Source organism: Novosphingobium sp. BL-S-34 (assembly GCF_056857015.1).
In genome coordinates, this window is the sequence record NZ_CM166472.1 from 2,679,171 (window position 1) to 2,705,131 (window position 25,961).

26 protein-coding genes are annotated in these 25,961 nt (G+C 67.8%); 16 read left to right on the plus strand and 10 right to left on the minus strand.

From position 1 onward, the window contains the following. The first annotated feature begins 30 nt into the window (after window positions 1-30). The 5 genes from AC1VV3_RS12845 to cobU are packed head-to-tail and all read left to right on the plus strand — an operon-like array spanning window position 31 to window position 4,670. Window positions 31-780: an adenosylcobinamide-GDP ribazoletransferase gene (locus AC1VV3_RS12845; RefSeq protein ID WP_465128024.1), complete on the plus strand. Its 750-nt coding sequence runs from the start codon at window positions 31-33 to the stop codon at window positions 778-780. Beyond that, window positions 777-1,766, plus strand: coding sequence for an aminotransferase class I/II-fold pyridoxal phosphate-dependent enzyme (locus AC1VV3_RS12850; protein ID WP_465128025.1), 990 nt, complete (start codon window positions 777-779; stop codon window positions 1,764-1,766). Before AC1VV3_RS12845 ends, AC1VV3_RS12850 begins: the two co-directional genes overlap by 4 nt. Further along, window positions 1,763-2,725 (plus strand): adenosylcobinamide-phosphate synthase CbiB, encoded by a 963-nt coding sequence (cbiB, locus tag AC1VV3_RS12855; RefSeq protein ID WP_465128026.1) that lies wholly within the window; start codon window positions 1,763-1,765, stop codon window positions 2,723-2,725. The genes AC1VV3_RS12850 and cbiB overlap by 4 nt, the downstream gene beginning before the upstream one ends. Next, window positions 2,713-4,167 carry a cobyric acid synthase gene (locus AC1VV3_RS12860; RefSeq protein WP_465128027.1) on the plus strand — a complete coding sequence of 485 codons (1,455 nt, stop codon included), beginning with the start codon at window positions 2,713-2,715 and terminating at the stop codon, window positions 4,165-4,167. The genes cbiB and AC1VV3_RS12860 overlap by 13 nt, the downstream gene beginning before the upstream one ends. Further along, complete coding sequence (gene cobU, locus AC1VV3_RS12865; RefSeq protein WP_132268579.1) at window positions 4,164-4,670, plus strand: bifunctional adenosylcobinamide kinase/adenosylcobinamide-phosphate guanylyltransferase; 507 nt, start codon at window positions 4,164-4,166, stop codon at window positions 4,668-4,670. The genes AC1VV3_RS12860 and cobU overlap by 4 nt, the downstream gene beginning before the upstream one ends. Window positions 4,671-4,730: 60 nt before the next feature. Here cobU and AC1VV3_RS12870 read toward each other — a convergent pair whose 3' ends face one another. From AC1VV3_RS12870 to AC1VV3_RS12895, 6 genes are all read right to left on the minus strand, one after another. Next, window positions 4,731-6,584 carry a methyl-accepting chemotaxis protein gene (locus tag AC1VV3_RS12870; RefSeq protein ID WP_132268580.1) on the minus strand — a complete coding sequence of 618 codons (1,854 nt, stop codon included), beginning with the start codon at window positions 6,582-6,584 and terminating at the stop codon, window positions 4,731-4,733. A gap of 300 nt (window positions 6,585-6,884) precedes the next feature. Next, a complete protein-coding gene (locus AC1VV3_RS12875; RefSeq protein ID WP_134094034.1) occupies window positions 6,885-7,766 on the minus strand; it encodes a flagellin in 882 nt (293 codons plus the stop codon). A 370-nt stretch (window positions 7,767-8,136) separates the two neighbouring features. Further along, the gene (flgH, locus tag AC1VV3_RS12880) at window positions 8,137-8,910 is read right to left on the minus strand and encodes a flagellar basal body L-ring protein FlgH (protein WP_132268584.1); all 774 of its coding nucleotides are present in this window, start codon (window positions 8,908-8,910) and stop codon (window positions 8,137-8,139) included. 11 nt (window positions 8,911-8,921) lie between these two features. Further along, window positions 8,922-9,359 (minus strand): flagellar basal body P-ring formation chaperone FlgA, encoded by a 438-nt coding sequence (gene flgA, locus AC1VV3_RS12885; protein ID WP_132268586.1) that lies wholly within the window; start codon window positions 9,357-9,359, stop codon window positions 8,922-8,924. 4 nt (window positions 9,360-9,363) lie between these two features. Then, a complete protein-coding gene (gene flgG / locus AC1VV3_RS12890; protein WP_132268587.1) occupies window positions 9,364-10,149 on the minus strand; it encodes a flagellar basal-body rod protein FlgG in 786 nt (261 codons plus the stop codon). 55 nt (window positions 10,150-10,204) lie between these two features. Further along, window positions 10,205-10,948: a flagellar hook-basal body complex protein gene (locus tag AC1VV3_RS12895; RefSeq protein ID WP_132268589.1), complete on the minus strand. Its 744-nt coding sequence runs from the start codon at window positions 10,946-10,948 to the stop codon at window positions 10,205-10,207. Between the two features lie 147 nt (window positions 10,949-11,095). Between AC1VV3_RS12895 and AC1VV3_RS12900 the strand changes: the two genes are divergently transcribed. Genes AC1VV3_RS12900 through AC1VV3_RS12915 form a run of 4 tightly spaced genes read left to right on the plus strand, consistent with a single transcriptional unit; the run spans window position 11,096 to window position 13,918 of the window. Continuing rightward, the gene (locus AC1VV3_RS12900) at window positions 11,096-11,608 is read left to right on the plus strand and encodes a flagellar basal body-associated FliL family protein (RefSeq protein WP_243654380.1); all 513 of its coding nucleotides are present in this window, start codon (window positions 11,096-11,098) and stop codon (window positions 11,606-11,608) included. Continuing rightward, complete coding sequence (gene fliM / locus AC1VV3_RS12905) at window positions 11,605-12,624, plus strand: flagellar motor switch protein FliM (protein WP_132268591.1); 1,020 nt, start codon at window positions 11,605-11,607, stop codon at window positions 12,622-12,624. Before AC1VV3_RS12900 ends, fliM begins: the two co-directional genes overlap by 4 nt. Next, window positions 12,621-13,232 (plus strand): DUF6468 domain-containing protein, encoded by a 612-nt coding sequence (locus AC1VV3_RS12910; RefSeq protein ID WP_465128028.1) that lies wholly within the window; start codon window positions 12,621-12,623, stop codon window positions 13,230-13,232. Before fliM ends, AC1VV3_RS12910 begins: the two co-directional genes overlap by 4 nt. Further along, entirely contained in the window at window positions 13,229-13,918 is a 690-nt protein-coding gene (locus tag AC1VV3_RS12915; protein ID WP_482961908.1) for a MotE family protein, read from the plus strand. Before AC1VV3_RS12910 ends, AC1VV3_RS12915 begins: the two co-directional genes overlap by 4 nt. Before the next feature lie 98 nt (window positions 13,919-14,016). Here AC1VV3_RS12915 and AC1VV3_RS12920 read toward each other — a convergent pair whose 3' ends face one another. Beyond that, window positions 14,017-14,469, minus strand: a complete 453-nt coding sequence (locus AC1VV3_RS12920; protein ID WP_132268594.1) for a hypothetical protein — start codon at window positions 14,467-14,469, stop codon at window positions 14,017-14,019. Window positions 14,470-14,556: 87 nt separating this feature from the next. On the opposite strand from AC1VV3_RS12920, the gene AC1VV3_RS12925 reads away from it, so the two are divergent. Together AC1VV3_RS12925 and AC1VV3_RS12930 are read left to right on the plus strand one after the other, a co-directional pair. Further along, window positions 14,557-14,850: a hypothetical protein gene (locus tag AC1VV3_RS12925; protein WP_465128030.1), complete on the plus strand. Its 294-nt coding sequence runs from the start codon at window positions 14,557-14,559 to the stop codon at window positions 14,848-14,850. Further along, window positions 14,847-16,730: a tetratricopeptide repeat protein gene (locus AC1VV3_RS12930; RefSeq protein WP_465128031.1), complete on the plus strand. Its 1,884-nt coding sequence runs from the start codon at window positions 14,847-14,849 to the stop codon at window positions 16,728-16,730. Before AC1VV3_RS12925 ends, AC1VV3_RS12930 begins: the two co-directional genes overlap by 4 nt. Before the next feature lie 124 nt (window positions 16,731-16,854). Here the strand turns inward: AC1VV3_RS12930 and AC1VV3_RS12935 are convergent, their stop codons facing one another. The 3 genes from AC1VV3_RS12935 to flgE form a co-directional block, all read right to left on the minus strand. After that, a complete protein-coding gene (locus AC1VV3_RS12935; RefSeq protein ID WP_132268598.1) occupies window positions 16,855-17,763 on the minus strand; it encodes a flagellin in 909 nt (302 codons plus the stop codon). 20 nt (window positions 17,764-17,783) lie between these two features. Beyond that, window positions 17,784-19,880 carry a flagellar hook-associated protein FlgK gene (gene flgK / locus AC1VV3_RS12940; protein ID WP_166675224.1) on the minus strand — a complete coding sequence of 699 codons (2,097 nt, stop codon included), beginning with the start codon at window positions 19,878-19,880 and terminating at the stop codon, window positions 17,784-17,786. Window positions 19,881-19,941: 61 nt separating this feature from the next. Then, window positions 19,942-21,267: a flagellar hook protein FlgE gene (flgE, locus tag AC1VV3_RS12945; protein WP_132268599.1), complete on the minus strand. Its 1,326-nt coding sequence runs from the start codon at window positions 21,265-21,267 to the stop codon at window positions 19,942-19,944. 174 nt (window positions 21,268-21,441) lie between these two features. Here flgE and AC1VV3_RS12950 point away from each other — a divergent pair, with 174 nt between their 5' ends. The 5 genes from AC1VV3_RS12950 to AC1VV3_RS12970 all read left to right on the plus strand — a co-directional run bounded on the left by AC1VV3_RS12950 (window position 21,442) and on the right by AC1VV3_RS12970 (window position 25,791). Beyond that, on the plus strand, window positions 21,442-21,930 hold the full coding sequence (locus AC1VV3_RS12950; RefSeq protein WP_132268601.1) for a flagellar biosynthesis repressor FlbT: 489 nt from the start codon (window positions 21,442-21,444) through the stop codon (window positions 21,928-21,930). Window positions 21,931-21,950: 20 nt separating this feature from the next. Then, window positions 21,951-23,288 carry a flagellar protein export ATPase FliI gene (fliI, locus tag AC1VV3_RS12955; protein WP_132268602.1) on the plus strand — a complete coding sequence of 446 codons (1,338 nt, stop codon included), beginning with the start codon at window positions 21,951-21,953 and terminating at the stop codon, window positions 23,286-23,288. Next, a complete protein-coding gene (locus AC1VV3_RS12960; RefSeq protein ID WP_132268604.1) occupies window positions 23,272-23,706 on the plus strand; it encodes a hypothetical protein in 435 nt (144 codons plus the stop codon). The genes fliI and AC1VV3_RS12960 overlap by 17 nt, the downstream gene beginning before the upstream one ends. Next, a complete protein-coding gene (locus AC1VV3_RS12965; RefSeq protein ID WP_465128033.1) occupies window positions 23,706-24,740 on the plus strand; it encodes a peptidoglycan-binding protein in 1,035 nt (344 codons plus the stop codon). The genes AC1VV3_RS12960 and AC1VV3_RS12965 overlap by 1 nt, the downstream gene beginning before the upstream one ends. A gap of 172 nt (window positions 24,741-24,912) precedes the next feature. Next, window positions 24,913-25,791 (plus strand): sigma-70 family RNA polymerase sigma factor, encoded by an 879-nt coding sequence (locus AC1VV3_RS12970; RefSeq protein WP_134094037.1) that lies wholly within the window; start codon window positions 24,913-24,915, stop codon window positions 25,789-25,791. Window positions 25,792-25,961: the final 170 nt, after the last annotated feature.

Below are 25,961 nucleotides of genomic sequence, written 5' to 3' on the forward strand. Positions count from 1 at the left end.
GGGGCAAGGTAGGATGAAGGGTAAGGCAGGATGAAGCAGCTCGTTCTCGCCCTCCAGTTCCTGACGCGGCTGCCGCTTCCGGCGGTTCGCGCCGATGCGGACGACTTCGCCGGGTCGATGCGCTGGTTCCCGGCGGCGGGGCTGGCCGTCGGCGGCTCGGTGGCGCTGGCCTGGTGGCTGGCCCGCTCCGTGGCTCCGTTCATGGCCCCGTCCATGGGCGGCTGCAGCGGCGACGGTTGGATCGCGGCGCTGTGCGGCCTCGGCGCCTGGGTGGCGGTGACGGGCGCGCTGCATCTCGACGGGCTTGGCGACGTGGCCGATGGCGCGGGCGCGGCGCACAAGGATCCGGCGCGGCTCTCGGCGGTCATGGCCGATCCTCATGTCGGCAGCTTTGCGGTGGTGGCGATCGGCATGCAATTGCTGGCGAAGCTGGTGTTGCTCCATGCACTGGCGCCCGGGCAGGTCTGGGCGCTGCTGCTCGTCGCTCCGCTGGCGCGCGCGGCGCCGCTGGCCTGGACGCTGGCGCTGCCGCCGCTGCACGAAGGGCTGGGCAGCCGCTTTCGCAGCGCGGTGACATGGCGGCACCTGGCCTTGTGGAGTGTCATCGGGGCTGTCGCGGCGCTGCTCGTGGCACCCGCCCTGTTGGCGGTGTTCCTGGCGGTTCCGGCCTGGGGCTGGTGGCTTCGGCGCCGTATCGGCGGTATTTCCGGCGACGGGCATGGCGCCGGGATCGAGGTCGTCGAAACCCTGCTGCTGCTGGCGCTGGCGGTCGTACGATGAGCGCGGCCTTCCTGTTTCATGGCGGCCGCGTAAGCGAGGCGGCGCGGGCTTTCGGCGGCGCGCCGGAAGACTGGCTGGACCTCTCGACCGGCCTCAATCCACTGGCATGGCCCGCTGCGGGCGTCGGGCCGATCGACTGGACGGCCTTGCCCGATCCCGATGCGCTGCTTCGCCTCGAAGCCGCGGCCGCGCGCCATTTCGGCGTGGCGCCGGAACTCTGCTGTGCGGTGCCGGGCAGCGAGACCGCGCTGCGCCTGCTGGCCAGGGCGCTGGACCTGCCCGGCCGCGCGCTGGTGCCCGCCTATCGCACTCATCGGGAGGCTTTCGCCCCCTCTCGCCCGGCGCTGTTCGGCGAGCAGCCGAAGGCCCGGGAAGTCTTCGTCTTCGCCAATCCCAACAATCCCGACGGCGTGCTGCGCGACCCCGAGGATGTGGTGGCCTGGGCGGAGCGCATCGATGCCACGGGCGGCTTTCTCATCGTCGACGAGGCTTTCGCGGACTGTCATCCCGGCGCCAGTGTCGCCCGCGCCGTAGCGCCGGGGTTCCGGTTGATCGTGCTGCGCTCGTTCGGGAAGTTCTTCGGACTGGCGGGTCTGCGCCTGGGTTTCGTGCTCGGCCCGCCGGCGCTCATGCTGCTGCTGCGGCAATTGCTGGGGAGCTGGCCGGTCCATGCCGGGGCGCTGGCCATCGGCGCGGCGGCCTATGCCGATGGCGACTGGATCGCGCGCACCCGCAGCGCGTTGCCCGTGCGCGCCGCCGCGCTCGATGCCGTGCTGCGCCGCCATGGGCTGGAGCCGCAGGGGGACTGTCCGCTGTTCCGCCTGGTGACCGGCTGCGCGGGCGGCGCGCTGTTCGATCGCCTGGCCCGCGCGCGCATTCTGGTGCGCCCTTTCGCGGATCGCCCCGACTGGCTGCGCTTCGGCGTGCCCGGCGATGCGGACGCGCTGGCGCGTCTGGACGCGGCATTGGCAGGCCGCGCGGCGTGATCGAGCCGATCGCTTTCGCCGCCATGGCGCTGGAGGGCGCGCTGGGCTGGCCGGGGCGGCTCCACGGGCTGATCGGTCATCCGGTCGGGTTCTTCGCCCGCGTGATCTCTGGCTGCGAGCGCAAGCTGAACCGTGCGGAGTGGTCGGACATGGCGCGGCGCATCGCCGGCCTGGGCGCCATGCTCGGCCTGATCGCGGCGGTGGTGCTGGCGACGATGCTGGTGGTCTGGCTGGTGCGCGGTGCGGCAGGGGACTGGGCCTGGCTCCTGCTGGCGGTGCTGGCATGGCCGGCCCTGGCGGCGCGCAGCCTGGACGACCACGTCCGGCCGGTGCTGGCCGCGCTGGAAGCGGACGACCTCGCGCAGGCGCGCCGCGCCGTCGGCATGATCGTCGGGCGGGACACGGCCGGGCTCGATGCCGCCGGGGTGGTCCGCGCGGCGATCGAGAGCCTTGCCGAAAGCTTCTGCGACGGGGTGGCGGCGCCGCTGTTCTGGCTCCTGCTGGGCGGCCTGCCGGGCGCCTGGGCCTACAAGGCGATCAACACGGCGGACAGCCTGATCGGCCATCCGGAAGAACCGCTGCGAGCCTATGGCTGGGCAGCCGCGCGCATCGACGATCTGGCCAATCTGCTCCCGGCCCGGCTGGCGGGCGCGGTGCTTTGCCTCGCCGCCGGAGCGGGCGGGCGGGCTGGCTGGCGGGTCATGCTTCGCGACCACGGCCGCCATGCCTCGCCCAATGCCGGCTGGCCCGAAGCGGCCATGGCGGGCGCGCTCGGCGTCAGGCTCGCCGGGCCGATCCTTTACGACGGCGTCCTTGCCCCGAAGCCCTGGATCGGGGAGGAGGGCCGGATTGCCGGCGCGGCGGACTTGCGACGGGCGCTGGCGATCTACCGCCGGGCCTGCGTCCTGCTGGCCCTTGGCGCATTCGCCGCGGCGTGGGGAGCAGTATGGCTGGCTTGATGTTGCAGGGGACGGGGTCGGATGTCGGCAAGTCCGTGCTCGTGGCGGGGCTATGCCGCGCGCTCACCCACCGCGGATTGAAGGTCCTGCCGTTCAAGCCGCAGAACATGTCGAACAATGCCGCCGTCACCCCGGAGGGCGGCGAGATCGGCCGCGCCCAGGCGCTCCAGGCCCTGGCGGCGCGGGCACCGCTTCATGTCGACATGAACCCGGTCCTGCTGAAACCCCAGGCCGACCGGACCTCGCAGCTCGTGGTCCACGGCGAAGTGCGCGGCACCCTGGGCAGCGCCAATTTCCGCGAGGCGCGCCGCACGCTCCTGCCGGAAGTCATGGCGAGCTACCGCCGGTTGGAGGCGCGCTGCGATCTGGTGGTGGTGGAAGGGGCGGGCTCCCCGGCCGAAATCAACTTGCGCGCCGGGGACATCGCCAACATGGGCTTCGCGCGCGAGGCCGGGGTTCCGGTCGTGCTGGTCGGGGATATCGACCGGGGCGGCGTGATCGCGGCCGTGGCGGGCACCCGCGCGGTGATCGACGCCGATGACGCGGCGATGATCCGGGGCTTCCTCATCAACAAGTTCCGCGGCGATCCGGCGCTGTTTGCCGATGGCTATGCCGCCATCGCGCAGCTTTCCGGTTGGCCCGGCTATGGCGTGATGCCGTGGTCCCGCGCCGTCTCGCGCCTGCCCAGCGAGGATGCCGTCGTGCTCGAAAGAGGGCTGGGCGGGGGCAACGGCAAGCTGCTCGTCGCTTGTCCGATCCTGCCCCGCATTGCCAATTTCGACGATCTCGATCCGCTGCGGCAGGAATCCGGCGTGGACGTGGCGATGATCCCGCCCGGCACGCCGATCCCGGCCGAAGCCGCGCTGGTCGTGCTGCCCGGCTCCAAGGCCACCCTGGCGGACATGGCTTTCCTCCGCACCGAGGGCTGGGACATCGATGTGCTGGCGCATCGGCGGCGCGGCGGGCTGATCCTGGGCATCTGCGGCGGGTACCAGATGCTCGGCCACACGATTGCCGATCCGCTCGGCATCGAGGGGCCGCCGGGCGAGATCGCCGGGCTGGGCCTGCTCGACGTGACCACCGTGCTGGGAGACCGCAAGGCCCTGCGCGAAGTTTCCGGCACGGCGCTCGGCGCACGGATGACCGGCTACGAGATGCACATGGGCGTCACCCGGCGCGGCGGCGCGGTGCCTTTCGCCTTGCTCGGCGATGACCAACCGGACGGCGCGGTCGATGCCTCGGGCCGGATCATGGGGACATATTGCCACGGGTTGCTCGCCTCGACCGGACTACGCGCCGCGCTGCTGGCGCGACTGGGGGCGCAGAGCGACGGGCTCGACCACGGCGCTGCCGTCGATGCCGCGCTCGACGAACTGGCGGCGGACATGGAACGACATCTCGACATCGACGGCCTGCTGGCCCTCACGGAGTATCGCGCATGACGAGCACGCTGGTTCTGGGCGGCGCGCGGTCGGGCAAGAGCCGCCATGCGCAGGCGCTCGTCGAGGCGGGGCCGGGACGGTTGATCTATATCGCCACCGCCCAGCCGCTCGATGACGAGATGGAGGCGCGGATCGCTCGCCACCGCGAAGATCGCGGGCCGCGCTGGTCCACTCTGGAAGCGCCGATGGACCTGAGCGAGGCCATCGCGCGGGCCGCGAACGAGGCGGACGGGGTCCTGGTCGATTGCCTCACCCTGTGGCTGTCGAACCTGATGCTGGCGGAGGCGGCGTTGCAACCGCAGTTCGATGGTCTGTGCCGGGCGATCTCGGCATGCCCGAAGCCGCTGGTGCTGGTGGCGAACGAAGTGGGGCTGGGAATCGTGCCGGACACACCTCTCGGGCGGCGGTTTCGCGATGAGGCCGGGCGGCTCAACCAGCGTGTTGCCGCCACGGTGGAGCGGGCGGTCTTCGTCGCCGCCGGTCTGCCGCTGGTGTTGAAATAGGGCAAAGAAAAAGCCGCCCGGGACAGGGCGGCTTTTCCGTTTTCAGCTTTCGGTGAACGCTTAGAAGTCCATCCAGTCGTCTGCCGTGGCGAGCGCTTTCATCGGCTTGCGGATCGCTGCCGGCTGCATCGGCTGAGCAGGGGCGAACGAGGCTGCTGCAACCGTGCGGACCGGCGCGCGCATGCCTTCGTGTCCGGTGCGGAACATGGAAGCGCGATCCGAAAGCGAGGTGACCTCGCTGTTGAGGTTGCGTGCCGCGGCCGAGGTTTCCTCGACCATCGCCGCGTTCTGCTGCGTGGCCTGGTCCATCGTGCCGATCGTCGCGCTGATCTCGGTGATCGTCGAGGACTGCGCCTGGTTGTCGCTGGCGATGTCGCTCAGCAGCGAGTGCACTTCGGTGACGTCGCCCGAGATGTTCTGCAGGGCGCCGTCGACGCGCTGCACCGCTTCCACGGCAGTGCCGATGTCGGTCTGGGTGGCCGTGAGCTGTTCGCGGGCACGCTTGGCTTCCTCTTCCGAGCGCATGGCGAGCGCCGAGACGAGATCGGCCACGACTGCGAAGCCGCGACCGGCATCGCCGGCACGCCCTGCTTCGACGGCGGCGTTCATGGCCAGCACGCGGGTCTGGAAGGCGATCTTGTCGAGACCTTCGATCACCGAGTCGATGCCCTTGGCGCTTTCGCTGACGCGGCCCATGGCCTGCACGGCCTCGTCGGCGATCTCACGGCCCGAGCCGACCACGTTCATCGCTCCATCGGCGCGCTGGACGGTGCGTCCGGCGGCGGCGGCGGTGGCGCGCAGGCGTTCGTCCATCTGGGTGATGGCGGCGGAGGTTTCCTCAAGGCTGGCGGCATTGCTCTCGGTGCGGCGGGCCAGGTCTTCCGAAGCCTGGGCGATTTCGCTGGAGCCGGTGCGGATGGCCACGGCGCTTTCGGCCACGGCGCCGATCAGGTCGCGCAGGGCGCCGACGGCGGAGTTGAAGTTGCTCTTCAGTTCGCCATAGGCGGGCGGGAAGTCGGCATTGATGGTCTGGGTCAGGTCGCCTTCGCTGATCGCCTGGAGACTGGAGCGCAAGGTGGACGTGACCAGTTCCTGTTCGCGGGCACCCTTGGCGTCCACTTCGGCGCGGCTTTCGGCGGCGGCGCGGAACTGTTCGACAGCCTCGGCGATCTCACCGATTTCATCGCCGCGCTCGCGGTAGGGGACTTCGGCCTTGCCGCCTTCGGCGAGCGTCGAGGTGACCTGGGCGATGCGGCTCATCGGTGCGGCGACCGAGCGGTTGATGAGCAGCCAGATGAAGACGATGAGCGCCATCGCGCCGAGCGCCAGCGTCACGCAGAGGATCATGGCGGTCTGGGCGGTCTGGGCGCCGTCTTCGGCCTTGGCGGCAACGCGTTCGCGGGTCAGTTCGATCAGCTTGTCGGTCTGCTCGATCATGTCGTGCGAGGCTTTCTTGCCGTCGCCCTTGATGAGCGCCATGGCGCCGTCGTTGTCGCCGGCGGTGCGCAGGGCGAAGATCCGGTCGTTGACCTGGGTGAGCGCCAGGGCGCGCGTGCGCAGGTCGGCGGTTTCGGCAGCGAAGGCTTCGTCGCCGATGACCTTGTAGGCTTCGACCGACTTCAGCAGGTCCTCATCCCCGGACTTCAGGCGGTCGCGCAGGTTCTGGGCGTCGGCGGCGGAAGCGGCGTTATAGTAGCTGTAGACGATGATCCGCAGCTCCTTGACGTTGCTGATCACGTCGGTGAGCCCCGACATGCCGGCCATCCCGCGCGAGACATGCGCCTCGGCCACGGACTTCAGTTCGCGGGTCGAAAGGAAGCCGTTGATGCCGACGATGGCGATCATGATGTTGATGATCGAAAAGGCAGCCCACAATTTCTTGGGCAAACGCCAATTGTTCAGAAATTCAAGCATTTGTAGTCCAGTTCCTGCTTGGGGGGTCGGTCCCGCCGTCGGCGCGCCATTTTTATTATAGATCGACGGGCAAATCGCGGGCGTGGGAGGCGTGGAATTCCTTGCGAAACCGCCGTGAAGACGGCCTGCGTGGCTGCGGCGCTCGATGAATTTTGGCCGCAATCTCAGGAAGGCTTCCGGTGCGTCTTCGGCCTCACCCGTTTCATGGTTCCCGAAACGACAGAAGGCCGGGATGGCGAACCATCCCGGCCTTCCAGACGACCTGTCTCCCGGCGAACCGGGAGACCATCGAACTTCCGATTAACGGAAGAGCGAGAGGATCGTCTGCGGCGCCTGGTTGGCGATCGACAGAGCCTGCGTGCCCAGCTGCTGCTGGACCTGAAGGGCCTGAAGGGTCGCCGATTCCTTGGCCAGGTCAGCGTCGACGAGGTTGCCCACGCCGGCAGTGACCACGTCGGTCAGCTTGCTGTTGAACGACAGCTGACCATCGATCTGACGCGAAGCCGCGCCCATCTCGCTCAGGCTGTCCTTGACCTCACCGAAGAAGGTGTCCAGCTTGGCGGTGAAGGCATCAGCCGCCGTCTTTGCCGCATCACCGTCAGCAGCACCGCTGATGGCATCGATGTCGGTGTCGGTGCCTGCTGCGCCCAGAGCGGTTGCAGCCTTGGTGGTGAAGCCCTGGTTGTCCACTGTCAGCGTCTCGGTACCCGAAATCGACTGAAGTGCACTGACCTTGCCGTCGGTGGCTACGGTGGGATTGCTATCCTTCAGCAGGTTCGTACCATTGAAGTCCGAACCGTCGATGATCGTGCCGATCTGCTTCTTCAGAGCGACCAGATCCTTGGCAATCGCCTTGCGGCTTTCTTCGTCCAGACCAGCGTCCGACGTTTCGAGAGTCTTCGACTTCATCTCGTTGACGAGGTCGGAGATCTGCTCGGCACCGGCAACAGCAACGTCCGTGACGCTCTTGGCGTTGTTGAGCGAGGTGGTGACCGCGCCCAGCTTGCCGAGGTCGCCGCGAAGCGTCTGGGCAACCGTGTACTTTGCCGAATCGTCCTTGGTCGAAGCGACATTGAAGCCGGTGTTGATGCGGCTCTGCACGGTGTTCATGCCCTTGTTGGTCGCGTTGAGGCTCTGGAGAGCGGCCATTGCGCCAGCATTGGTGTTAACCGAAAACGCCATTGTTTCTTCCTTCTAGAATACAGGCCAAGTTCTGCGGCCAGATGGCGGAAGCGCCGCCATGCGCGCAGCTGGTTCTTCCGGCTGCATGTTCATTCTAGGAAGACGGAAGAAGGCTTCGGATTTTATGGAAGAAAAAATTTGTCGCGGCGTTTCGGTGTACAGTTACCCCTCGTCATTGCGAGCGTAGCGAAGCAATCCAGAGTCGGTCTCACGCCGCTCTGGATTGCTTCGCTACGCTCGCAATGACGAAATGGGGGGGAATGGCGCGAGGGTTGATGTCGGCGCGGTGTCGGGATTTTGCAGACACGTGAATAGCGCCCCTCCGGCTGCTGCCGGAGAGGTGCAATTCACATCGCAATAGTACGCCTCGTCAGAACGGGAAGAGGGCGTCGTAGATCTGTTGTCCCCAGCGCGCCTGCTGCGCGTCGGTGAGCTGGCCGCGGCCGCCGTAGCTGATGCGGGCCTCCGCGATCTGGGAGTGCTTGATCGAATTGTCGCGGGCGATGTCCTCGGGCCGGATCACGCCGGTGACGACCAGCTCGCGCAGCTCGTAGTTGACGCGCACTTCCTGCTTGCCGCGGATCTGGAGGTTGCCGTTGGGCAGCACGCCGATGACGGTGGCGGCCACGGTCATGTTGATCTGCTCGCTGCGGGTCGTGTTGCCGACCCCGGTGGCGCTGGACTTCGAATCCGTGCTGACCAGTTTCGAGGGGTCCGGGTTGCCGGGCAGGATCTTGGGGATCACCGTTTCCAGACCGAGCAAGGCGGCGATGCCGCTGTTCTCGCTGCCGTTGCGGGTGCGCGTGGTCGAGTTCGCGACTTGCGCATTGTCGGCGATGTTGATGCGGATCGTCACGATGTCACCCACGCGCGAGGCGCGCTGATCGCGGAAGAAGGCGCCGCCGCCGGTACGGAACAGGGAAGCGCCGCGCGCCGCGTCGGCCTGCTGACCGCCCGCCGCCAGTGCCCGGTCGTCCACCGAGTGGTTGCCGATCGAGGGTTCGAGGCGCGGGGCGACCGGGTCCTCGGCTTCCGACATCTTCGGCGCCTTGCCGACGTTCTTGAGCCGGCCCACCGAGCCGCAGCCCGAAACCAGGCTGGCGGCGAGGATCACGGAAGCGACGGTTGCGAAGCGGTTGTTCACGGCCAGTCTCCCTACTGCGCGGTGATGCGCACGTCGCCCGAGCCTTCGGCCACGGCGTCGAGCGTGCGGTTGGTGGCAAGGTTGAGCACGCGCACCTGCTCGCCCTTGGTACCGTCGCTGAGCGCGCGCCCGGGCGAGGAAATCTTCAGGTTGCCGGACACGAGCGAGATGGTCACCGCTTCCCCGCGGCGCACGAGACGCGGCGGGGTGAGGTCGGTGGAGCGCACGGGCGCGCCCGCGTTGAGGCGGCGCACCGCCTCCTGTCCCGCCGCTTCGGCCGGGCTCAGCGCATTGCGCGCAATGGCCGGGAAGACCGGGGCGGTGACGAAGTCCGCCTTCGACAGCACTTCGCCGCGTTCGACGGTGCGGGCGAGGACGGGCGCCGCTTCCCCGGCGGGGATCGCCGGGGCGGCGGCCAGTGCCGGGGCGAGAAGGAGTGCGGTGAGCATGGCTTCAGCTGATCTGCGTGGAGGTCTGGAGCATCTCGTCCGCGGTCTTGAGCACGCGGCTGTTCATCTCGTAGGCGCGCTGCGCGGTGATGAGCGAGGTGATTTCCGAGACCGGATTGACGTTCGAGGCTTCGATGAAGCCCTGGCTCAGCGTGCCGAACGAAGGCTGGCCCGGCGTCGATACGGTGGGCTGGCCGGATGCGCCGGTTTCCAGGAACAGGTTCGAGCCGATCGCTTCCAGGCCGGCCTCGTTGACGAAAGTGGCCAGTTCGAGCTGGCCGACGGTCTGGAGTTCGGCCTGGCCGGCGATCTTCACCTGCACTTCGCCGGACTTCGAGACGGTCACGTCGAGCGCGCCCTGCGGGATCGTGATGTTCGGCTGAACGAGGTAGCCGTCGGTGGTGACGAGTTCGCCCTGGTCGGAAAGCTGGAACGAGCCGGCGCGGGTATAGCCGACGTCGCCCGAGGGCATGGTGATCTGGAAGTAGCCGGGGCCGTCGATCGCCATGTCATACGTGTTGCCGGTATTGGTCAACGCGCCCTGTTCGGTGATGCGGTAGACGCCGCCGGTGCGGACGCCCGCGCCGATCTGGATGCCGGTCGGCACTTTGGTGCCGCTGTCGCTGGTATTGGCGCCGGGGCGCGAGACCTGCTGGTAGAGCAGGTCCTGAAACTCCGCGCGCTGACGCTTGAACGCGGTGGTGTTCATGTTGGCGATGTTGTTCGAGATGACGTCGACGTTGGTCTGTTGGGCAAGCATGCCCGTCGAAGCGATGGAGAGCGAACGCATGATGGCTCCTCGTTAGAAAGGGATAGGCGTGAAAATGCTGTAAGGACGCAGGCCGTCAGCTGACCCGGCTCAGCCGGTCGATCGCCCGCTTGCGCATGTCGTTGAGATCGGCGGAGAGGCGCTGGCTGGTCTGGTAGGAGCGCAGGATCTCGACCATGTGCGTGGTCTCGGTGATCGGCTCGACGTTGGAGGCTTCCACCCCGCCGGTCTTGAGCTTGGTCTGCGCTGCCGTGAGCATGCGGCCGTTCGTGCCGGTCATCATGCCGTCGCCGCGCGGCTCCAGCATGTTCTCGTCGGCGAAGTTGGTCACGGCAAGGCGGCCGACCGGGCCGTCTCCCACCATGACCGAGCCGTCCTCGGTGATCGTCACCTGGTTGAGCTGGTCGGTGGGCACGGCAATCGGCTGGCCGTTTTCGTCCAGCAGCCGCTGGCCGCCCGACGTCGCCAGTTCGCCCGTGCTCAGGATCTTCACGAAGCCCGCGCGCGTATAAGCGACGCCGCCTTCGGGAGTCTCGACATTGAGGTAGCCGGGGCCGTCGATCATGACGTCCAGCGCATTGCCGGTCGACTGGAACGCGCCTTGCGACGTGTCGTGTACCGCGCCGAAATCCAGGACGAAGGAGGTCTTGCGCGCATCCTCCACCGGAGCGTCCTTCACCGTCTCGACATATTCGTGGAACAGCGCCTGCTCGCGCTTGTACCCCACGGTACTGGTGTTCGCCATGTTGTTGGCGGTGATGTCGAGCTGACGGCGCAGGGCCTGCTCGTGGCTCAGCAGAACGAAGGAAGAGACGTCCATTCAAGCACCTTGCGAAAAAGTTCCAGATATTCGGCGCTAGGCAGATTTTGCCGTGTAGCTTTCCTATAATAGAGGCGAAATCGCGAAAGCGGATGCGCCGACACCATTTCGGTGAAGCGCGCATCCCGACAGCCAAGGGGATGAAAGTTGTCCAGCGACGACGTGATCGACATTACGGCGGTCGATGTGCCGGAGCCCAAGAAGTCCGGCCGGAAAATGCTGGTGATCGGCGGGGCCGCGGTCCTGGCGCTGCTTGCGGGCGGCGGCGGGGCATGGTGGTTCATGCGCGGCGGCGACAGCGCCGAGGCAAGCGGCGAGCACGAGGCCGCGGCGGAAGCGCCGGAGGGGGAAGCCGGGTCTTCATCCTATATCGAAGTGCCGCCGATGATCGTAAACTTGCGCGGCAGTGACAGCCAGGCGCGCTTCCTGAAGCTGCGCTTCATCATCGTTGCGGCAGACGGCAAGACCGACAAGGTCAAGGACAAGCTGCCGGCAGTGCTCGATGCGCTGCAGCCCTTCCTGCGCGAGCTGCGCCCGGACGATCTCAACGGGTCGGCCGCGGTGTTCCGCATCAAGGAAGAGATGATGACGCGCGCCACCCAGGCGCTCGGCGCGGGCATGGTCAAGGACGTGCTGATCCAGGACCTCGTCCAGCAATGAGCGACGACTTCGACGACTTCGTCCTCCCCGATCCGCCCAAGATGGGCGCGATCAACGACGACATGTTCGACCAGGCCGGTATCGATGCCCTGTTCGGGTTCGACAGCGACATGCCCACCCAGCCCAAGAGCGGGTTGAAGGCCATGATCGAGTCCAACGTGATCAGCCACGAGCGCCTGCCCATGCTGGAAGTGGTGTGCGAGCGCATGGTGCGCTCTTTCGCCACGAGCATGCGCAACCTCACCTCGGACGCGATCGACGTCAGCCTGGAGGAAATCACCTCCACCCGCTTCGGCGAATTCATGAACCATGTGGCGCTCCCGGCGATGTTCGGCGTGTTCCAGGTGACCGAGTGGGAGAACTACGGCGTCGTCACGGTCGATTCCGGGCTGATCTACGCCGTCGTCGATGCGCTGCTCGGCGGCCGCAAGGGTTCGCGCCCGATGCGGGTCGAGGGGCGTGCCTTCACCACGATCGAGACGATGCTGGTCGCCAAGATGGTCCAGCTTGCTCTCGACGACCTGTCGCAGGCCTTCGAGGCGATCGAGCCGGTGACCATGGTGGTCGAGCGCATGGAATCTAGCCCGCGCTTCGCCGCCATCGCCGGACCCAGCAATATTGCTGCCGTCGCCACTTTCCGTGTCGACATGGAAGGGCGCGGGGGCAAGTTCTCGGTGCTGCTGCCCTATGCCACGATGGAGCCGGTGCGCGACAAGCTGCTGCAGCGCTTCATGGGCGAAAAGCTCGGCCGCGATCGCATGTGGGCGGCGCATATGGCCAGTGAACTCTACAATACCGAAGTCACCGTGGACGTCGTGCTCGGCGAAAAGCAGATGAGCCTGCGCGACGTCATGACTCTCAAGGTGGGGCAGACCATCGCCCTCAGCCACAGCCCGAACGATGCGCTTCAGGTCCAGTGCGGCGGTGTGCCGCTGGGCCGCGCGCATATCGGCCAGCGTTCGAGCAATATCGCCATTCGCATGGCCACCGACATTTCCAAGGGGTATCCGAAATGACTTTCGCCACCATGATCAATGTCGTGCTGATCCTGCTTTGCGTATCCGTGCTGGTGCAGAGCGCCCGCATGGGGCGCCGCATGAAGCAGCTGCGCGACACCCAGATTTCCGAAAGCGTGACCCAGATCGACCGCGCCACCAGCCAGGCCCGCGTCGTGCTGGGCGATCTCAAGCGCGTCCTTTCCACTGACGGCGCTGCCCAGGCCAGCGCCATTGCCGCGGCCGAGGAAATCCGCGACGAGCTGACCCTGATGGTGGGTATCGGCAATGCCGTGGCCGACCGCATCATGGATGCGGCCGCGCAGACCCCCAAGGTCGAGGAAGCGGCGCCGAAGAAGCGCGCCGTCCGCAAGCCCCGCGCTGCCAAGCCCAAGACGGCCGCCAAGACCGCTCCCAAGGCTGCTGCAGCCAAGTCCAGCGACGCGGAAAAGGTCGTTGCCGGCATTCTCGAAGCCGAGAAGGTCGTCGCTCCCACCCCGGCCCGCACCCGTTCGCGCCGCAAGGTTGCCGTTCCGGCCGCCATCAACGACGTGACCCGCGGCGACACCACCGGCGTCGTGCGCGACATCGCCGCCGCCCGCGCATCGCGTGAAAGCGCGGTTGCATGACACGCCCTGAGGCTTCGGGACTGATGGCCGGCGTGCTCGCTCCGCTGCGCGCGCTGGTGACGCCCTCCCGGTTGATCTTCGGCGTGGCCGGCGTGGCGGCGGTGGCCAATGCCATTGCCCTCGCCGCGCCTGCGGTGGACAGCGGCAAGGGAGATTCGGGGCGTCTCGGCGCCTCGCTCCAGGACGCTTCGGTCCAGCGCGACCGCGTGCTGGCCGCCGAGCGGCGCAAGCTGGAAATGCGCGAGCAGGCGGTCAAGGCCGGCGAATCGCGCCTTGCCGGTCAGGCCCAGCAGAACCAGGCCGCGGCGGCGGCGCCCACGGGCGGCAAGAACGGTGCGCTCGAGCCGGAAATGCCCTATGACAATCTGGCGCGCATCTACCAGACCATGAAGCCCCAGCGCGCCGCGCCGATTTTCGAGAAGCTCGACATCGAAGTGCAGGCGCAGGTCGCCCGCCGCATGCGCGAGCGTGCGACCGCGCAGATCATGGCTTACATGACGCCGAGTTCGGCCGTGGAACTGTCCATGGCGCTGGCTGGCCGCAAGGTCATCAAGGCGCCGCCGGCTCCTCTGCCGCAAGCGAAGCGCGGCAAGGCCCAGGCGCTGGCGGCCACGGCCAAGCCGGCTGCAGGCAAGCCGGCCCCAGGCAAGCCGGCCGCAGCGCCCGCCGCGACACCGGCGCAGTAAGGACGCCCCAGGCAGGAACGAAAAAGCCCCCGTCCAGTCCGGACGGGGGCTTTTTTGCTGGACGACCTGGTTTGCTGGACGCCTGGCAGGGAAAGCCGTCAGCCTTCGTCGGCGGAGACCTTCACGATCAGCACTTTCTCGATGCCCTTGTCGAGCCGCTTGATCGGCGGCGCCATCATGGCGGAGAGCCGGGCGACGTTGACGGGCGTATAGGGGGAGGCATGGAGGCGGGCGAACTCGATGGCGGCGGCCAGCGAGGCGGCCCGAAGTTCGGGCATGCGCTTCGCCAGTTCCGCGGCGTTCGCAGCGGATTTCGTCTTCACCGTGATCGAGACGTGGAGCACGCCGTCCAGACGGCCGCTGTCCACGATCGGGGCGTCGATCGGCTCCATCACCACGAAAGAGGGATCGGGCGGGGGCAGGGGGTCGGGCTTCTTGGCTTCGGCCAGGGCCGGCGTCGTCACCGCCGTGGCCGCGAGGCTCGCGGCCAGCAGCGCTGCAAGCCGGGCGGCAAGCTTAGCGGCTCTGGGGGAACGGGCGGAACGCGGCATCGAAGACTCCAGATCGGGCCGACCAGGACGGACCGCCCGGCGGCTTGTTCCTCTATAATAGAACGAAACCCCAGGAGTCAGGTTAAGATGAGTGACGATCGGCGCCCGGCGAAAGTCAGGGTCTTCTCTTCCGGAACGCCGGACGGGAACGCCTCCTCCTCGCCGCAGGCCGGTGGAGCAGCCGGTAATGGTGTGCCCAACCCGGGACGCCGCCGCACCGATGCACCGCAGATAAGTGCAGGTGAGGCGCTCCCCATGGCGACCGGCAAAAGCGGCGGTGCGCTCTGGGTGGCTCTGGCGGTCCTGTTGTTCCTGATCGGCAGCGCGCTGGGCGGCGTGCTCTTTGCGACCTCGGTCCTGTTTCCCGGAGCCCTGCTGTGATCCTTACCCGTCTGCTGGCCACGGCCGCACTCGTCCCCGGCGCGGCGCTGCTCGCTGCCCCGGCAGCGTCGCCGCCTGCCGCCCCGCTGGCCTCATTGCCTGCTTCTGCGGCCGCTTCTGCCCCCACTCCTGCTCCTGCCGCGCAGGCGTCGCTGACGCCGCCGGGCGCTGCTGCGCCGAAGGCGGCGTTGCTGCCGCCCGCGCCGCGCCTGCCCGGCTTCGCCGCCGATCTCGCGCAGCAGCCCGCGATCGTGGGACCGGCCGCCTGGACCCGGATTTCCGACGCCGACGCCTGGACCCGACTGGCGCGCGTACCGCGCCCCGAACGGCAGCAGGCGCGCTGGAACTACGCGCGCAGCCTGATCGGGCAGGAGCGCGGGGGCGAGGCCTTCGGCGTGCTCGAAGTGATGCGGCAGGACGATCCGGACCTGGTGATGGTCGATACCTTCCGCCTGGCGCAAGGCGCGACGTTGACGCTCCTGGGCCGCTATCCCGAGGCATTGTCCGCGCTGGGCGCGCCCGGGCTCGGTACCAATCCCGAGGCCTGTGCCTGGCGTCTGCGGGCGCTGGCCCAGAGCGCGCTGGGGGAACAGGCGCTGCAGCAGCTCGATTGCGCAAGGTCCGCGCTCAAGACGCCGCGGCCCAAGGCCTTCGTGCTCGCGGCGGCCCGCGCCGGCGTGGAAGGCGGGGCGCCGGACAAGGCGCTGCAATGGCTGGCGCCGCTGCCTGACCGCGATCCGGCGGCCAATCTCTATCGCGGCCGCGCCGAGCTGGCGCAGGGCCATGCCGACCAGGCCCGCCTGCGCTTCGCCCGCGTCGAGCGCTCGGGCACGATGGAGCAGCGCATGGACGCGCGCCTCAGCGAGATCGAATCCGAAGTCGCTCACAAGGCGGTCGGCCCCGAAGCGGCGCTCAAGCGACTCGACGCGATCCGCTATGCCTGGCGGGGCGATGCCATCGAGGAGCGCGCCCTGCGCCTCACTTACCGGCTCTACGATGCGCGGGGCGACTTGTCCGGCGCGCTGGCGGCGGGGGCGGCCCTGTTCCGCTACCACGATGCGACGCGGCAGGGGGCGGACTTCCTGCCCGGCCTCCGGACCAAGCTGACGACCGCGCTGGACCCGGCGCGCAAGCTGCCGCTGGACAAGGCGGCCGGGCTCTATTGGGATTACCGCGACATCGCACCGGGCGGCGCCGAGGGAGACCTCATGGCCAGCCATCTTGCCGAGCGGCTCCAGCAGGCCGGGCTCTACGAACGTGCAGGCGACTTGCTCACCTACCAGCTTTTCGTGCGGGCGGGCGATCTTGCCCGCGGGCCGCTATCGGCGCGGGTGGCGACGCTGTTCATCCTGGCGGGCCGCCCGGACCGCGCGCTGGAAACCTTGCGCAAGTCGGACGATCCCTCGTTCCCCGATGCCATGATCGCCGCGCGCAAGCGCGTGGAGGCCGCCGCGCTCAGCCAGATCGGCCGTATCGACGAGGCCATGGCCGTGCTTCAGGACGTGCCCGATGCGGATACCCTGCGCGCCGAGATCCTGTGGAAGCAGCGCGACTGGTCCCGCTATGCCGAGGCTTCGGCCGGTGGACTGCCCAAGGGCCGGGGGCTGGACGAAGTGGCGCAGGCCGTCGTGCTGCGCCATGCCATCTCCCTGGCCATGCTGGGCCGCGAGGAAGGCCTTGCCGGCCTCCATGCGCGCTATGCCGCGGCCTTCCAGGGCCTGCCTTCCGCACCCGTCTTCGAGATGCTGACCGGGCGTCCGGCAGAAAGCAACGGGCCGCAACTGGCGCGGGCCATGGCGGCCATGCCCTCGGCCAGCCCGGCGGGCGACTTTGCCGACCTGCTGGAGCGCGCACCCGGAAGCGCCGCGCCCAAGGGCTGACCGGCGCCGGGGGCGCGCTGCAAGCCGGCCCCGGCTTCGTCGAACCGAGCTTTGCCGAACGGAAAAGGGCGCCGGGATCGAGATCCCGGCGCCCTTTCTCATGCGCTGCGCTGCCGCCCGGTGCTTATTTGAGGAACTGGGCCAGCGACATCGAATTGAGCTGGGCGAAGACCGAATAGCTCGCTTCCAGGATGGTCTGTCGCTGCGTGATGTCGATCGCGACCTGGCCGAGATCGGCGTCTTCCACCGAACCGATCACTTCCTTGAACAAGTTGATCCGGTCGTCCGCGCGGTCGGTCAGATTGTCGATCTTGTTCTGGTTGCGGCCATTGGTGGCGTTGACGTTGCGCAAGTCGGTGACGCCGGTGTCCAGCTGCGCCAGCGCATCGGTGATGGCCTGCTTCTGCGTATCCGTCAGCTTCTCGCCGAAAGGACCGGCCTCGGCCAGGGTGCGGAACGCGGGGATCAGGTTGGTGGCGACGTCGCTGGCGCCGATGCCGTATTCAAGCTCGATGTTCTCGCCCACGCGGGTCGACTGGCGCACGTCGTCGTTGGCGAAGGCGTCCGCGGCGTCGAGGCCGACGGTGTCCTGCAGCGTCTTGGGCAGGAACGGGGAGCCCGAGGTCTGCGAGCCGGCGAAGAGGGGAATGCCGCCTTCGTTGGCGTTGAGCGCGGTGCGCAAGTCACCGAAGGCGCTTTCGATGGCGGCCTGAAGCCCCGGCGAATCCCCGGTGCCGATTGCGCTCAGAAGCTGGGTGCTGAGATCCGACAGCGAGGAATCGACCTGGTTGAGGTTGGCATCGTAGAGCGACAGCGTGGTCGAGACCCGGCCGGCATTGTCCTTGTACGATTCCTGCTGGGCCAGCATCGACCGGGCCGAGAGCGTACGCACGGCATCGAGGCCGAGGCCGGCATAGTCGGTGGCCTTCTTGCCCGACGTCAACTGCAGCTGGCTGGTGGCAAGGTTCTCCTGCGAGCGCGTGATGGCGCTGGCAAGCGTGCGCTGCAGGGGGATGGTGGCTACGCGGGTCATCTTCGTATCCTCTCTCTAACTCAGCGGAGCATGCCGATCAGGGTGTCGTACATGTCCGAGGCCGTGGTCATCACGCGTGCCGCGGCCGAATAGCTGTTCTGCAGGATCACCATCTGCGCGAGTTCCTCGTCGACATTGACGCCGGAGAAGGAATCGCGGCGGTCGAGCGCGTCGCTCAGCCGCGAGGAGGCGTCGTTGTAATTGGTCAGCGCCAGCGAGGCCTGCGAACCGGCGCTGCCGAGCAGGCGGTTGGCGAAAGTGCCGATGGTGAGGCTGCCGTCCTTGCCGAAATCGACCGCGCCGGAAAGCGCGTCGACGAAGCCGGAGACATTGCGGATGTCGCCCGAGCCGATGGCCTTTTCGCCCACCGCGGCCGTCAGCTGGAGCTGGGCCAGCGGCAGCCGCGTGGTGTCCGCCAGCAGACTGGCGGGCACTTCGGCCGAAGCGAGGCCGCTCGCCGCGCCGGTGAGACCCGAAAGCGAGGAGAAGGACAGGCCGGTGCCGTTCCGGTCGGTCGAATCCGAAGGGATCGAGATCGTCGATCCCGAGCTTGCCGCATTGGTGTTGAACTGGATGCGGCCGCGGTCGTCGAGTTCGAAGCTGCCATAGGCGGAAAGCGGGCTGGCGTTGAGTTCGCCCACCAGGTCGCCCCAGGTCGATCCGGTGGAACCGGTGAGGGTATATTGGGTCAGGACCTTGCCGGTGGGATCGCGCAGGACGATCTGCGCGGTCTCGCCGGTGCCGAAGCCGTGGGGATCGCTGGCGGTGAAGCCTGAAGGCGCCAATGCGCTCGTGTCCGAGCGGATCAGGTTGTTGAGGCCGAAGAACTGCGAGAAGCCCACGCCAGCGCGGTCGCTCGGGCTGTCGGGGTCCTGGGCGATGGCGATGCCGTTCGCGCTCGATGCGGCGCCGATCGACAGGACGCCGTTGGTGAAGCTCGCGGTGCCGTCGGGCGAGAGGCCGGCGTTGATCGCGGCAATGGCGTCATCGACGGTGGCCGTGGGGCCCAGCGCATCGAAGTCGACGGTCGTCTTGGAAACCAGCGTGCCGTCCTTGCCGACGACCGCGAACGTGGCCTTCCCGGTGAAGCCCAGGCGGTCCGTGCCGATCAGGCCGTTCGGCTCGCCGGTCATCGTGTTCGGCGGGGGCAGGGTGGTGCCCGCGTTGGAAACCTTGTTCAGCGTCTCGGCAAGCCCGCTGAACAGCTGGCCCAGCTGTTCCGAGAAATTGGGCAGCGCGCGGTCGCGGATGTCCAGCAGTCCGCCCAGCTTGCCGCCGACGGCGGTGGAATCGATCTTCTCGCCGGTGGAAGCGCCCATCACGCCGCTGTCGGACGCGAAGCGGATGTCGATCGCCGGATAGGTCGCCTGCGAGGACGCGGCGCCGGAAGGATAGCTGAGCTGGCGCAGGCGCTTGTCGAGCAGGACCTGGCCCGAGGCGGTGTCGATGGTCACGCGGCCGTCGCTCTGTTCGCGCACGGTCACGTCGACGAGGCCGCTGAGTTCCTCCAGCGCGGACATGCGCTCGTCGGCCGGGCCGGACACGCTCTTGCCCAGGCCCTGGAGCCGGGCGACTTCGCTGTTGAGGTCGTGGATCTTCTTGAGAAGCACGTTCGTGCGCTCGACCGTGTCGGAGACTTCGCTCTCGACATCGGCCTGAAGGTTGGAGACGTCGCCCCGGAGCTGGTTCAGGCTGTCGATGGTGTCGGACACGTTGCCGGTGAACAGCGCGATCGACTGCGCCGAGCCCTGGAGGCTGGCGATCTGCGATACCGACGTGGAAAGGGCGGTCAGCCTCGACGCGATGCCGGACTTGGAATCGGTGGCGCCGAGCAGCGACTGGAGACGGTCGAGGTAAGTGGCAGCCGCCTCGCTGCGCCCGGCGTTGCCCGCGCGCTGGTAGACGGCGTTCTCCAGGAACTTGTCCGCCACGCGCGAAGGTTCGCCGACCACGACCCCGTTGACCTTCCCTCCGGCCACTGCCGTGGAGAGCGTCGGCTTCTGGCGGGCGTAGCCCACCGTGCTGACGTTGGCGATATTGTTGGAGACCGTCTGCATTCCGGCTTGCGAGGCCGAAAGGCCGGACATGGCGGAATTGAGTATCTGGTTGAGGGACACGGTGCTGGTCTTCCTGAAAATATCGCCGGGAGAGGGAAGGTCTTGAGGGTAAGGGCCGAGATCAGCGCTTCAGGTTGCTGACTTCCTGAAGCATGTCGTCGACCGTGGTGATGATCTTCGACGAGGCGCTGTAGGCGCGCTGGAAGAGGATCATGTTCGAGAACTCGGCCGCCAGATCGACGTTCGAGGCTTCCAGCGTACCGGCCGAGATCGAGCCGCCGCCAAGGGCGCCGGGCTGGTTGATCGCGACGTTGCCCGAAGTGGCCGAGGCGACGTAGGCATTGCCGCTGATGCGGGTCAGGCCGTCCGGGTTCTGGAAGGTGGCGATCGGCAGCTGGTAGATCGCGCGGGTGGTGCCGTCGTCGAAGACGGCGCTGACGATGCCCGTGTCCGAGATTTCCACCGAGGACACGGTGCCCAGCACGCCGCCGTTGACGCTCGATGAAAGCAGGGCGGAATCGCTGCCGAACTGGGTCAGGCCGTCAAGGCCGCCGTTGGTGCCGAGGCCGAGGGTGATCGGCGTCGAACCGGCGCCATTGGCCCAGCCGATGTCCAGGTTGGCAAAGAGCGAGGGGTCCGAACCGGCCAGGTCGAGGCTGCCGTCGGGATTGAACTTCACCACGCCGCTGGCCAGGACGCCATCGGTGATGCCGGTGCCGTTCGAGCTGGTGATTTCGCCGGGCGTGCCGGAGATTTCTGCAACCCACTCGTTGGGGCCGGTCTTGACGAAGTTGAAGGTCAGGCTGTGCGAGGTGCCCTGCGCGTCATAGACTTCCATCGGGCGGGAGAACTGCTCCGCGACCGCGCCCGATGCCATCGAGCCGCGCACGTAGCCTGCACTGCCGCCCGCCAGTTCGGCGGCCGTCGAGTCCAGGTTGGTGCGCATGGAAATCTTGGTGGTGGGCTGGGCGGCGCCGGTCAGCGAATTCGGCTTGATCGGTTCCAGCGAGTTCATGCTGCCATTGTTGGTATAGCTGCCGTTGGCGTCGAGCGGCCAGCCGGTCAGGTAATAGCCGGCCGTGTTGCGCAGATAGCCGTCGGCGTCGGGCGTGAAGGAGCCGGCGCGGGTATAGGAAATCTGGCCGCTGGTATCCGAGCTGGAGCGCACGACGAAGAAGCCGGCGCCGTCGACGCCGATGTCGGTCAGGCTGCTCGAAGCCTGGAGCAGGCCCTGCTTCGAGATGAGCGCCTTGGGCGCGGCGGTGACGCCGCCGGCCGAATAGCTGCTCTTCATCTTGCCATCGGTGACGAGCGTCTGGAACTGGGCGGAAACGCCCTTGTAGCCGATGGTGTTGACGTTGGTAATGTTGTCCGCGACGGTGGCCATGGCGCTCGCCTGCGCGCCGAGGCCGGAAACGCCGGCGTAAAGAGCTGAATAAAGGCTCATTTCATTCTCCTGTGCGTGTCGGCCGGGAAAAGTGGCGTACCGGCCACCGAACAGAGGCATTGTAGGAAGAATGGCGCGGCCCGCGTTCGCAGGCGCACGAAAATTTATGGCGCTTCGCCACGGACCTGTCTCAGTCATCCTATAACTGATGCAGATGTCTTGGGGGCAATTGACATGACACTTCGTATTTCGCTTCGCAACGGAGAGCCGGTGATCGTGAACGGCGCGGTTCTGCGCGCTGTCGGCCGCACCGATCTCGTCGTGGAGAACGAGGCCACCATCCTGCGCGGACGCGACGTCATGAAGCCGGAGGAAGCGACTTCTCCGGCTCGGCAGCTCTATTTCGCCTGCATGATGGCCTATATCGACCCGGCCGACCTTTCGCGGCACCAGCAGGTGCTGCTGGCCCGGCTGGAAGCGCTGATGCTGGCGCTGGAGACCGCGGAGGCCAAGGCCGTCTGCATCCGCTTCGCCCAGAAGGTGGCGACCGGCCAGTTCTATAATGCCCTGGCCGACTGCCGCTGGCTGATCGGTTACGAATCCGACGCGCTTTCGCGCATCGTGGTGGCGCCGAAGCCGGCACCTGCCGAACCTGCACCGGCGGTGGAAGCCGCGCCCGTCGTGGAGGTGGCCTCGGCCATCGCGGCCACGCCGGCCGCCTGACGCGAAGAAGCGCTCCTCCGATGGCCAGTCTCGCCGCCGCCGCTGCAGGTCTTCGCCTGCTTACCCCCGACCAACGCTATGGCCGGGTCGTGGCCGTGCGCGGCGCCCTGATCGAGGTCGAGGGCCTTTCGGGCGCGGCGCAGATCGGCTCCCGCGTGACGCTGAATTCGCCGACCGGACAAGTCGAGGCGGAAGTCACCGGACTGGACCGGGGCATTGCACACTGCATGCCGTTCAGCGAGCCGCAGGGCATCGCCTCCGGATCGCGCGCAGACCTTTCCGCCAGCCAGTTCGCCTTGCGCCCATCGAGCGCCTGGCTCGGTCGCATGGTGGACGGCCTCGGCCGCCCGGTCGACGGCAAGGGGCCGCTCGAACAGGGCGCCCTGCTGCGCAAGATCAAGGCCTCGCCGCCGCCCGCTTCGGCGCGTGCGCGCGTGGGCTCGCGGCTTTCCACGGGCGTTCGCGCGCTCGATCTTTTCGCGCCGCTGTGCCGCGGCCAGCGGCTCGGCCTGTTTGCAGGCTCGGGCGTGGGCAAGTCGGTGTTGCTGTCGATGCTGGCGCGCTGGACCGAGTGCGATGTCGCCGTGATCGGTTTGATCGGCGAGCGCGGGCGCGAGGTTCAGGAATTCGTGCAGGACGACCTCGGCGAGGAAGGCCTGGCCCGCAGCGTCGTGGTGGTCGCCACTTCCGACGAGCCCGCCCTGATGCGCCGCCAGGCGGCATGGACCACCTTGACCGTGGCCGAACATTTTCGCGACCAGGGGCTCAATGTCCTGTGCCTGATGGACTCGGTCACCCGTTTCGCCATGGCGCAGCGCGAGATCGGCCTGGCCAGCGGTGAGCCGCCCGCGACCAAGGGCTACACGCCCACCGTCTTCGCCGAACTGCCGCGCCTGCTGGAGCGCGCCGGGCCCGGGCTTCCGGGGCAGGGCGCGATCACCGGCCTGTTCACCGTGCTTGTCGACGGCGACGATCATAACGAGCCGGTGGCGGACGCCGTCCGCGGCATTCTCGATGGTCACATCGTCATTACCCGCCAGATTGCGGAACGTGGGCGCTATCCCGCGATCGACGTGCTCAAGTCCGTCTCGCGAACCCTGCCGCACTGCCTGGGCGAGGAGGAAAACCATATCCGCCTGGCCGCCCGTCGCGAGATGGCGACGTACAAGGACATGGAAGAAATGGTCCGCCTCGGTGCCTATCGCGCCGGGTCGAGCGCGGAAGTGGATCGTGCCGTGGCGCTGGCCCCGCGCATCGAGGACCTGCTCAAGCAGGGCAAGCAGGATCGCGGTTTCGCGCAGGAGAGTTTCGACGCGCTGGCGGCGCTGATGGAGGTCCCGGATGAAGACACCCTATGACGCCGCGCTGCGCGTGCAGCAGCGTGAGATCGACGAAATGAGCGCGGCGATCAGCAACCAGTCCGGTGTGCTGGGCGAAGTGGAAAAGGCGCGGGACCGCGTGGCCGTGTCGATGAGCCGCGAGGCCGATCTGGCGGCCGGCGATCTGGCGGTCTGCTCGCACGCCTATCTGCAGCGGATGCGCGGCGAGCGCCGGCTGCTGACGGTCCGCCAGGTGCAGCTCAAGGCCCGGCTCGACGAGCTGCGCGATCAGGCGGTCGATGCTTATGGCACGTTCCGCGCCATCGAGACGGCCGCGGACGGCTACCGGCAGGACGCCGAGCGGGTGCTCGCCAATGCCGAGCAGGCCGGGATCGACGACTTCGCCGCCATGTCCTTCATCAAGGCCCGCCGCGCCGTTCGGCGCGAGACCTCGTGATGATCGAGGGCGCAACCGCCCATGGCGCTCAGGCCGGCAGCCTCCAGGGCATGACGCCGGCGCAGAAGGCGCAGCTGATCTACAGCCAGGCCCGCAGCGAACTGTCGGGCCGGCTCTGGCGTGCGGCGCTGGGCGGAGGAGACGACACGCAGTCGAGAGGACTGGCCGACAAGCGTTCCGACCCGCTGGGACTGGACGGTTTGCTCACCCTGTTGGACGAACGCACCAGAGCGGCGAGCGGACAGGCCTCCGTGGCCGATCCGGCCATGCCCAAGGCTCCGGTGGAGGATCCGTCCTGCGGATCGGCTGCCGGCGGCTGGGACCGCGAGGCGCGGCGCGACAGCGGCGAGGGCAGGGGCGGCCGCAACGATGACGCAAGCGGCGCCCTGGCCATGCAGGAAGGGCCCAATGCCCGCTACGCCGGTGCGCTCGGTACGGCGGCTTCGCGCACCGGCATTCCGGCGGCGGCACTCGCCACGATCGTGAATGCCGAGGCGGCGAAAGGCTCCGATGGCCGGTGGCTCCCTTATTCGCGCAACCCGCGATCCAGCGCTGCCGGGCTCGGCCAGTTTCTCAACCGGACCTGGGAAGGGCAGGCAGAGCGCCAGGGTACCTGGCTTCATGCCATGGCCCAGCAGAACGGCTGGCTCAACGAGCGCGGGCACGTTCGCGGCGAGAGCCGCGGTGCCTTGCTGGCGCTGCGCTACGATCCCCAGGCCGCGATCGAGACGATTGCGGACTATGCCCGCACCAACCTCGACGCCTTGCGCGGATCGGGCGTGCGGATCGGCGGAGACGTGGTCGAAGTCGCGCAGGCAGCTTATCTCGGCCACCATCTCGGCCTGGGCGATGCGGTGCGTTTCCTGAAGGGCGGGCTTTCTCCCGACCGCGCGCGCACCCTGCTCAATGCCCAGGTCGGCACCGCCAGTGCGAATCGCCGCATCGAAATGGCGGGCAGCGCAACGGCTGCGCACCGTTCTTGGCTGCTCGATTATGTCGGCCGCAACATCCGTCCGGACCGTTTCGCGGGCTGATATTACGGCAAAATGCACTTGGTTCCCGACGAAGTGAAAAAAATTATAGGAAATATAGGAAACACGTTTATAGGATTAACCTCGCGTTCAGAAATTCACGAGACAACAGGTCTTGTTGAAGTGGAGCAGCGGCGATGGGCGCCCGAGGCTCCTCTCTAACCGGGGGTTCAACATGTCGAAGATCACAATCGCTCTGGAAGCCGCGGTCGCCGCCGTCAGAGCGAACATGCCGGCCGATGGCCAGCCGCAGTCCGCACGTCAACGCGTGCTCGTGGACCGCGCCTTCGCGCAGATCATCAAGCTGATCGCGCCGCGCATCCGCCACTTCATCCGCCAGTACGGTCTGGTCGCCCATTGGGACGACGCCGAGCAGGTATGCGCCATCGCGGTGCACCGCGGCATCCAGGCCTACGATCCCGAAAAGGCGCAGTTCACCACTTTCGTGAACTGGCAGATCCGCGGCGAGCTGCAGAGCCTGCGCTTCCGCCTGATGACCGACCAGCGTCCTTCCGCCAAGAAGGTCGAGGCGGTCACTGTATCGCTCGACGCGATCGCCGGGGGCGAGGACGGCGAGGGTCAGTCGATCGTGGCCTCCATCGAGGACGAGGATGCCCTGGGCCGCACGGAATCGGGCGCTTCGGACTATCTTGCCCGTCAGGCCATGGCCTCGCTGACCGACAGCTATGTCGATCACTTGCGCAACATCGGCGTGGAGCGCATCCGCCGCAAGGCTCAGCCCAAGAAGGCGCCCCGTGCCGAGGCCGGCACGCGCCGCTCGGTCTGGCGCACCGGCAAGTCCATGCTCGATCCCACCGAACTGGCGGAACTGGAAGAGCGCCTGGAGCACAACCGCAAGGTCGTGGAAGGCCGTCTCTTCGAGATGACCGCGCTTGAGACGGCGGACGATGAAAACGGCGTGGCCAAGGAGCGCGTGCGCCAGATCGCCAAGCGCGCCGCCAAGACCATGAGCGACCTGGCCGTGGCCGATCCGCGCTTCACGATGATGGCGGAATACCGTCAGTCGATGCTGGCGCCGGCCGCCGCGCACTGAGCGCGCCGGCGCGACCTGGGGCGCCGCCGCCGGGAAATGCGCGTATCGCGCGTGTCCCGGCTTGATCCAGAGACTTCGCAGCGGCCTTGTAATGCGGGGCCGCTTCACCCCCCGCTCCACCCGGCGCAAGGGGCTTTTTCATCGTTGCCGGGTGTGCTTTGAAGCTGCCA

Excerpts from the sequence above, each read along its gene's own strand:
- AC1VV3_RS12845 (WP_465128024.1), top strand. The coding sequence starts at position 31 with ATGAAGCAGCTCGTTCTCGCCCTCCAGTTCCTGACGCGGCTGCCGCTT.
- AC1VV3_RS12850 (WP_465128025.1), top strand. The coding sequence starts at position 777 with ATGAGCGCGGCCTTCCTGTTTCATGGCGGCCGCGTAAGCGAGGCGGCG.
- AC1VV3_RS12860 (WP_465128027.1), top strand. The coding sequence starts at position 2,713 with ATGGCTGGCTTGATGTTGCAGGGGACGGGGTCGGATGTCGGCAAGTCC.
- cobU (WP_132268579.1), top strand. The coding sequence starts at position 4,164 with ATGACGAGCACGCTGGTTCTGGGCGGCGCGCGGTCGGGCAAGAGCCGC.
- AC1VV3_RS12870 (WP_132268580.1), bottom strand. The coding sequence starts at position 6,584 with ATGCTTGAATTTCTGAACAATTGGCGTTTGCCCAAGAAATTGTGGGCT.
- AC1VV3_RS12875 (WP_134094034.1), bottom strand. The coding sequence starts at position 7,766 with ATGGCGTTTTCGGTTAACACCAATGCTGGCGCAATGGCCGCTCTCCAG.
- flgA (WP_132268586.1), bottom strand. The coding sequence starts at position 9,359 with ATGCTCACCGCACTCCTTCTCGCCCCGGCACTGGCCGCCGCCCCGGCG.
- flgG (WP_132268587.1), bottom strand. The coding sequence starts at position 10,149 with ATGCGTTCGCTCTCCATCGCTTCGACGGGCATGCTTGCCCAACAGACC.
- AC1VV3_RS12895 (WP_132268589.1), bottom strand. The coding sequence starts at position 10,948 with ATGGACGTCTCTTCCTTCGTTCTGCTGAGCCACGAGCAGGCCCTGCGC.
- fliM (WP_132268591.1), top strand. The coding sequence starts at position 11,605 with ATGAGCGACGACTTCGACGACTTCGTCCTCCCCGATCCGCCCAAGATG.
- AC1VV3_RS12910 (WP_465128028.1), top strand. The coding sequence starts at position 12,621 with ATGACTTTCGCCACCATGATCAATGTCGTGCTGATCCTGCTTTGCGTA.
- AC1VV3_RS12915 (WP_482961908.1), top strand. The coding sequence starts at position 13,229 with ATGACACGCCCTGAGGCTTCGGGACTGATGGCCGGCGTGCTCGCTCCG.
- AC1VV3_RS12920 (WP_132268594.1), bottom strand. The coding sequence starts at position 14,469 with ATGCCGCGTTCCGCCCGTTCCCCCAGAGCCGCTAAGCTTGCCGCCCGG.
- AC1VV3_RS12925 (WP_465128030.1), top strand. The coding sequence starts at position 14,557 with ATGAGTGACGATCGGCGCCCGGCGAAAGTCAGGGTCTTCTCTTCCGGA.
- AC1VV3_RS12935 (WP_132268598.1), bottom strand. The coding sequence starts at position 17,763 with ATGACCCGCGTAGCCACCATCCCCCTGCAGCGCACGCTTGCCAGCGCC.
- flgE (WP_132268599.1), bottom strand. The coding sequence starts at position 21,267 with ATGAGCCTTTATTCAGCTCTTTACGCCGGCGTTTCCGGCCTCGGCGCG.
- AC1VV3_RS12950 (WP_132268601.1), top strand. The coding sequence starts at position 21,442 with ATGACACTTCGTATTTCGCTTCGCAACGGAGAGCCGGTGATCGTGAAC.
- fliI (WP_132268602.1), top strand. The coding sequence starts at position 21,951 with ATGGCCAGTCTCGCCGCCGCCGCTGCAGGTCTTCGCCTGCTTACCCCC.
- AC1VV3_RS12960 (WP_132268604.1), top strand. The coding sequence starts at position 23,272 with ATGAAGACACCCTATGACGCCGCGCTGCGCGTGCAGCAGCGTGAGATC.
- AC1VV3_RS12965 (WP_465128033.1), top strand. The coding sequence starts at position 23,706 with ATGATCGAGGGCGCAACCGCCCATGGCGCTCAGGCCGGCAGCCTCCAG.
- AC1VV3_RS12970 (WP_134094037.1), top strand. The coding sequence starts at position 24,913 with ATGTCGAAGATCACAATCGCTCTGGAAGCCGCGGTCGCCGCCGTCAGA.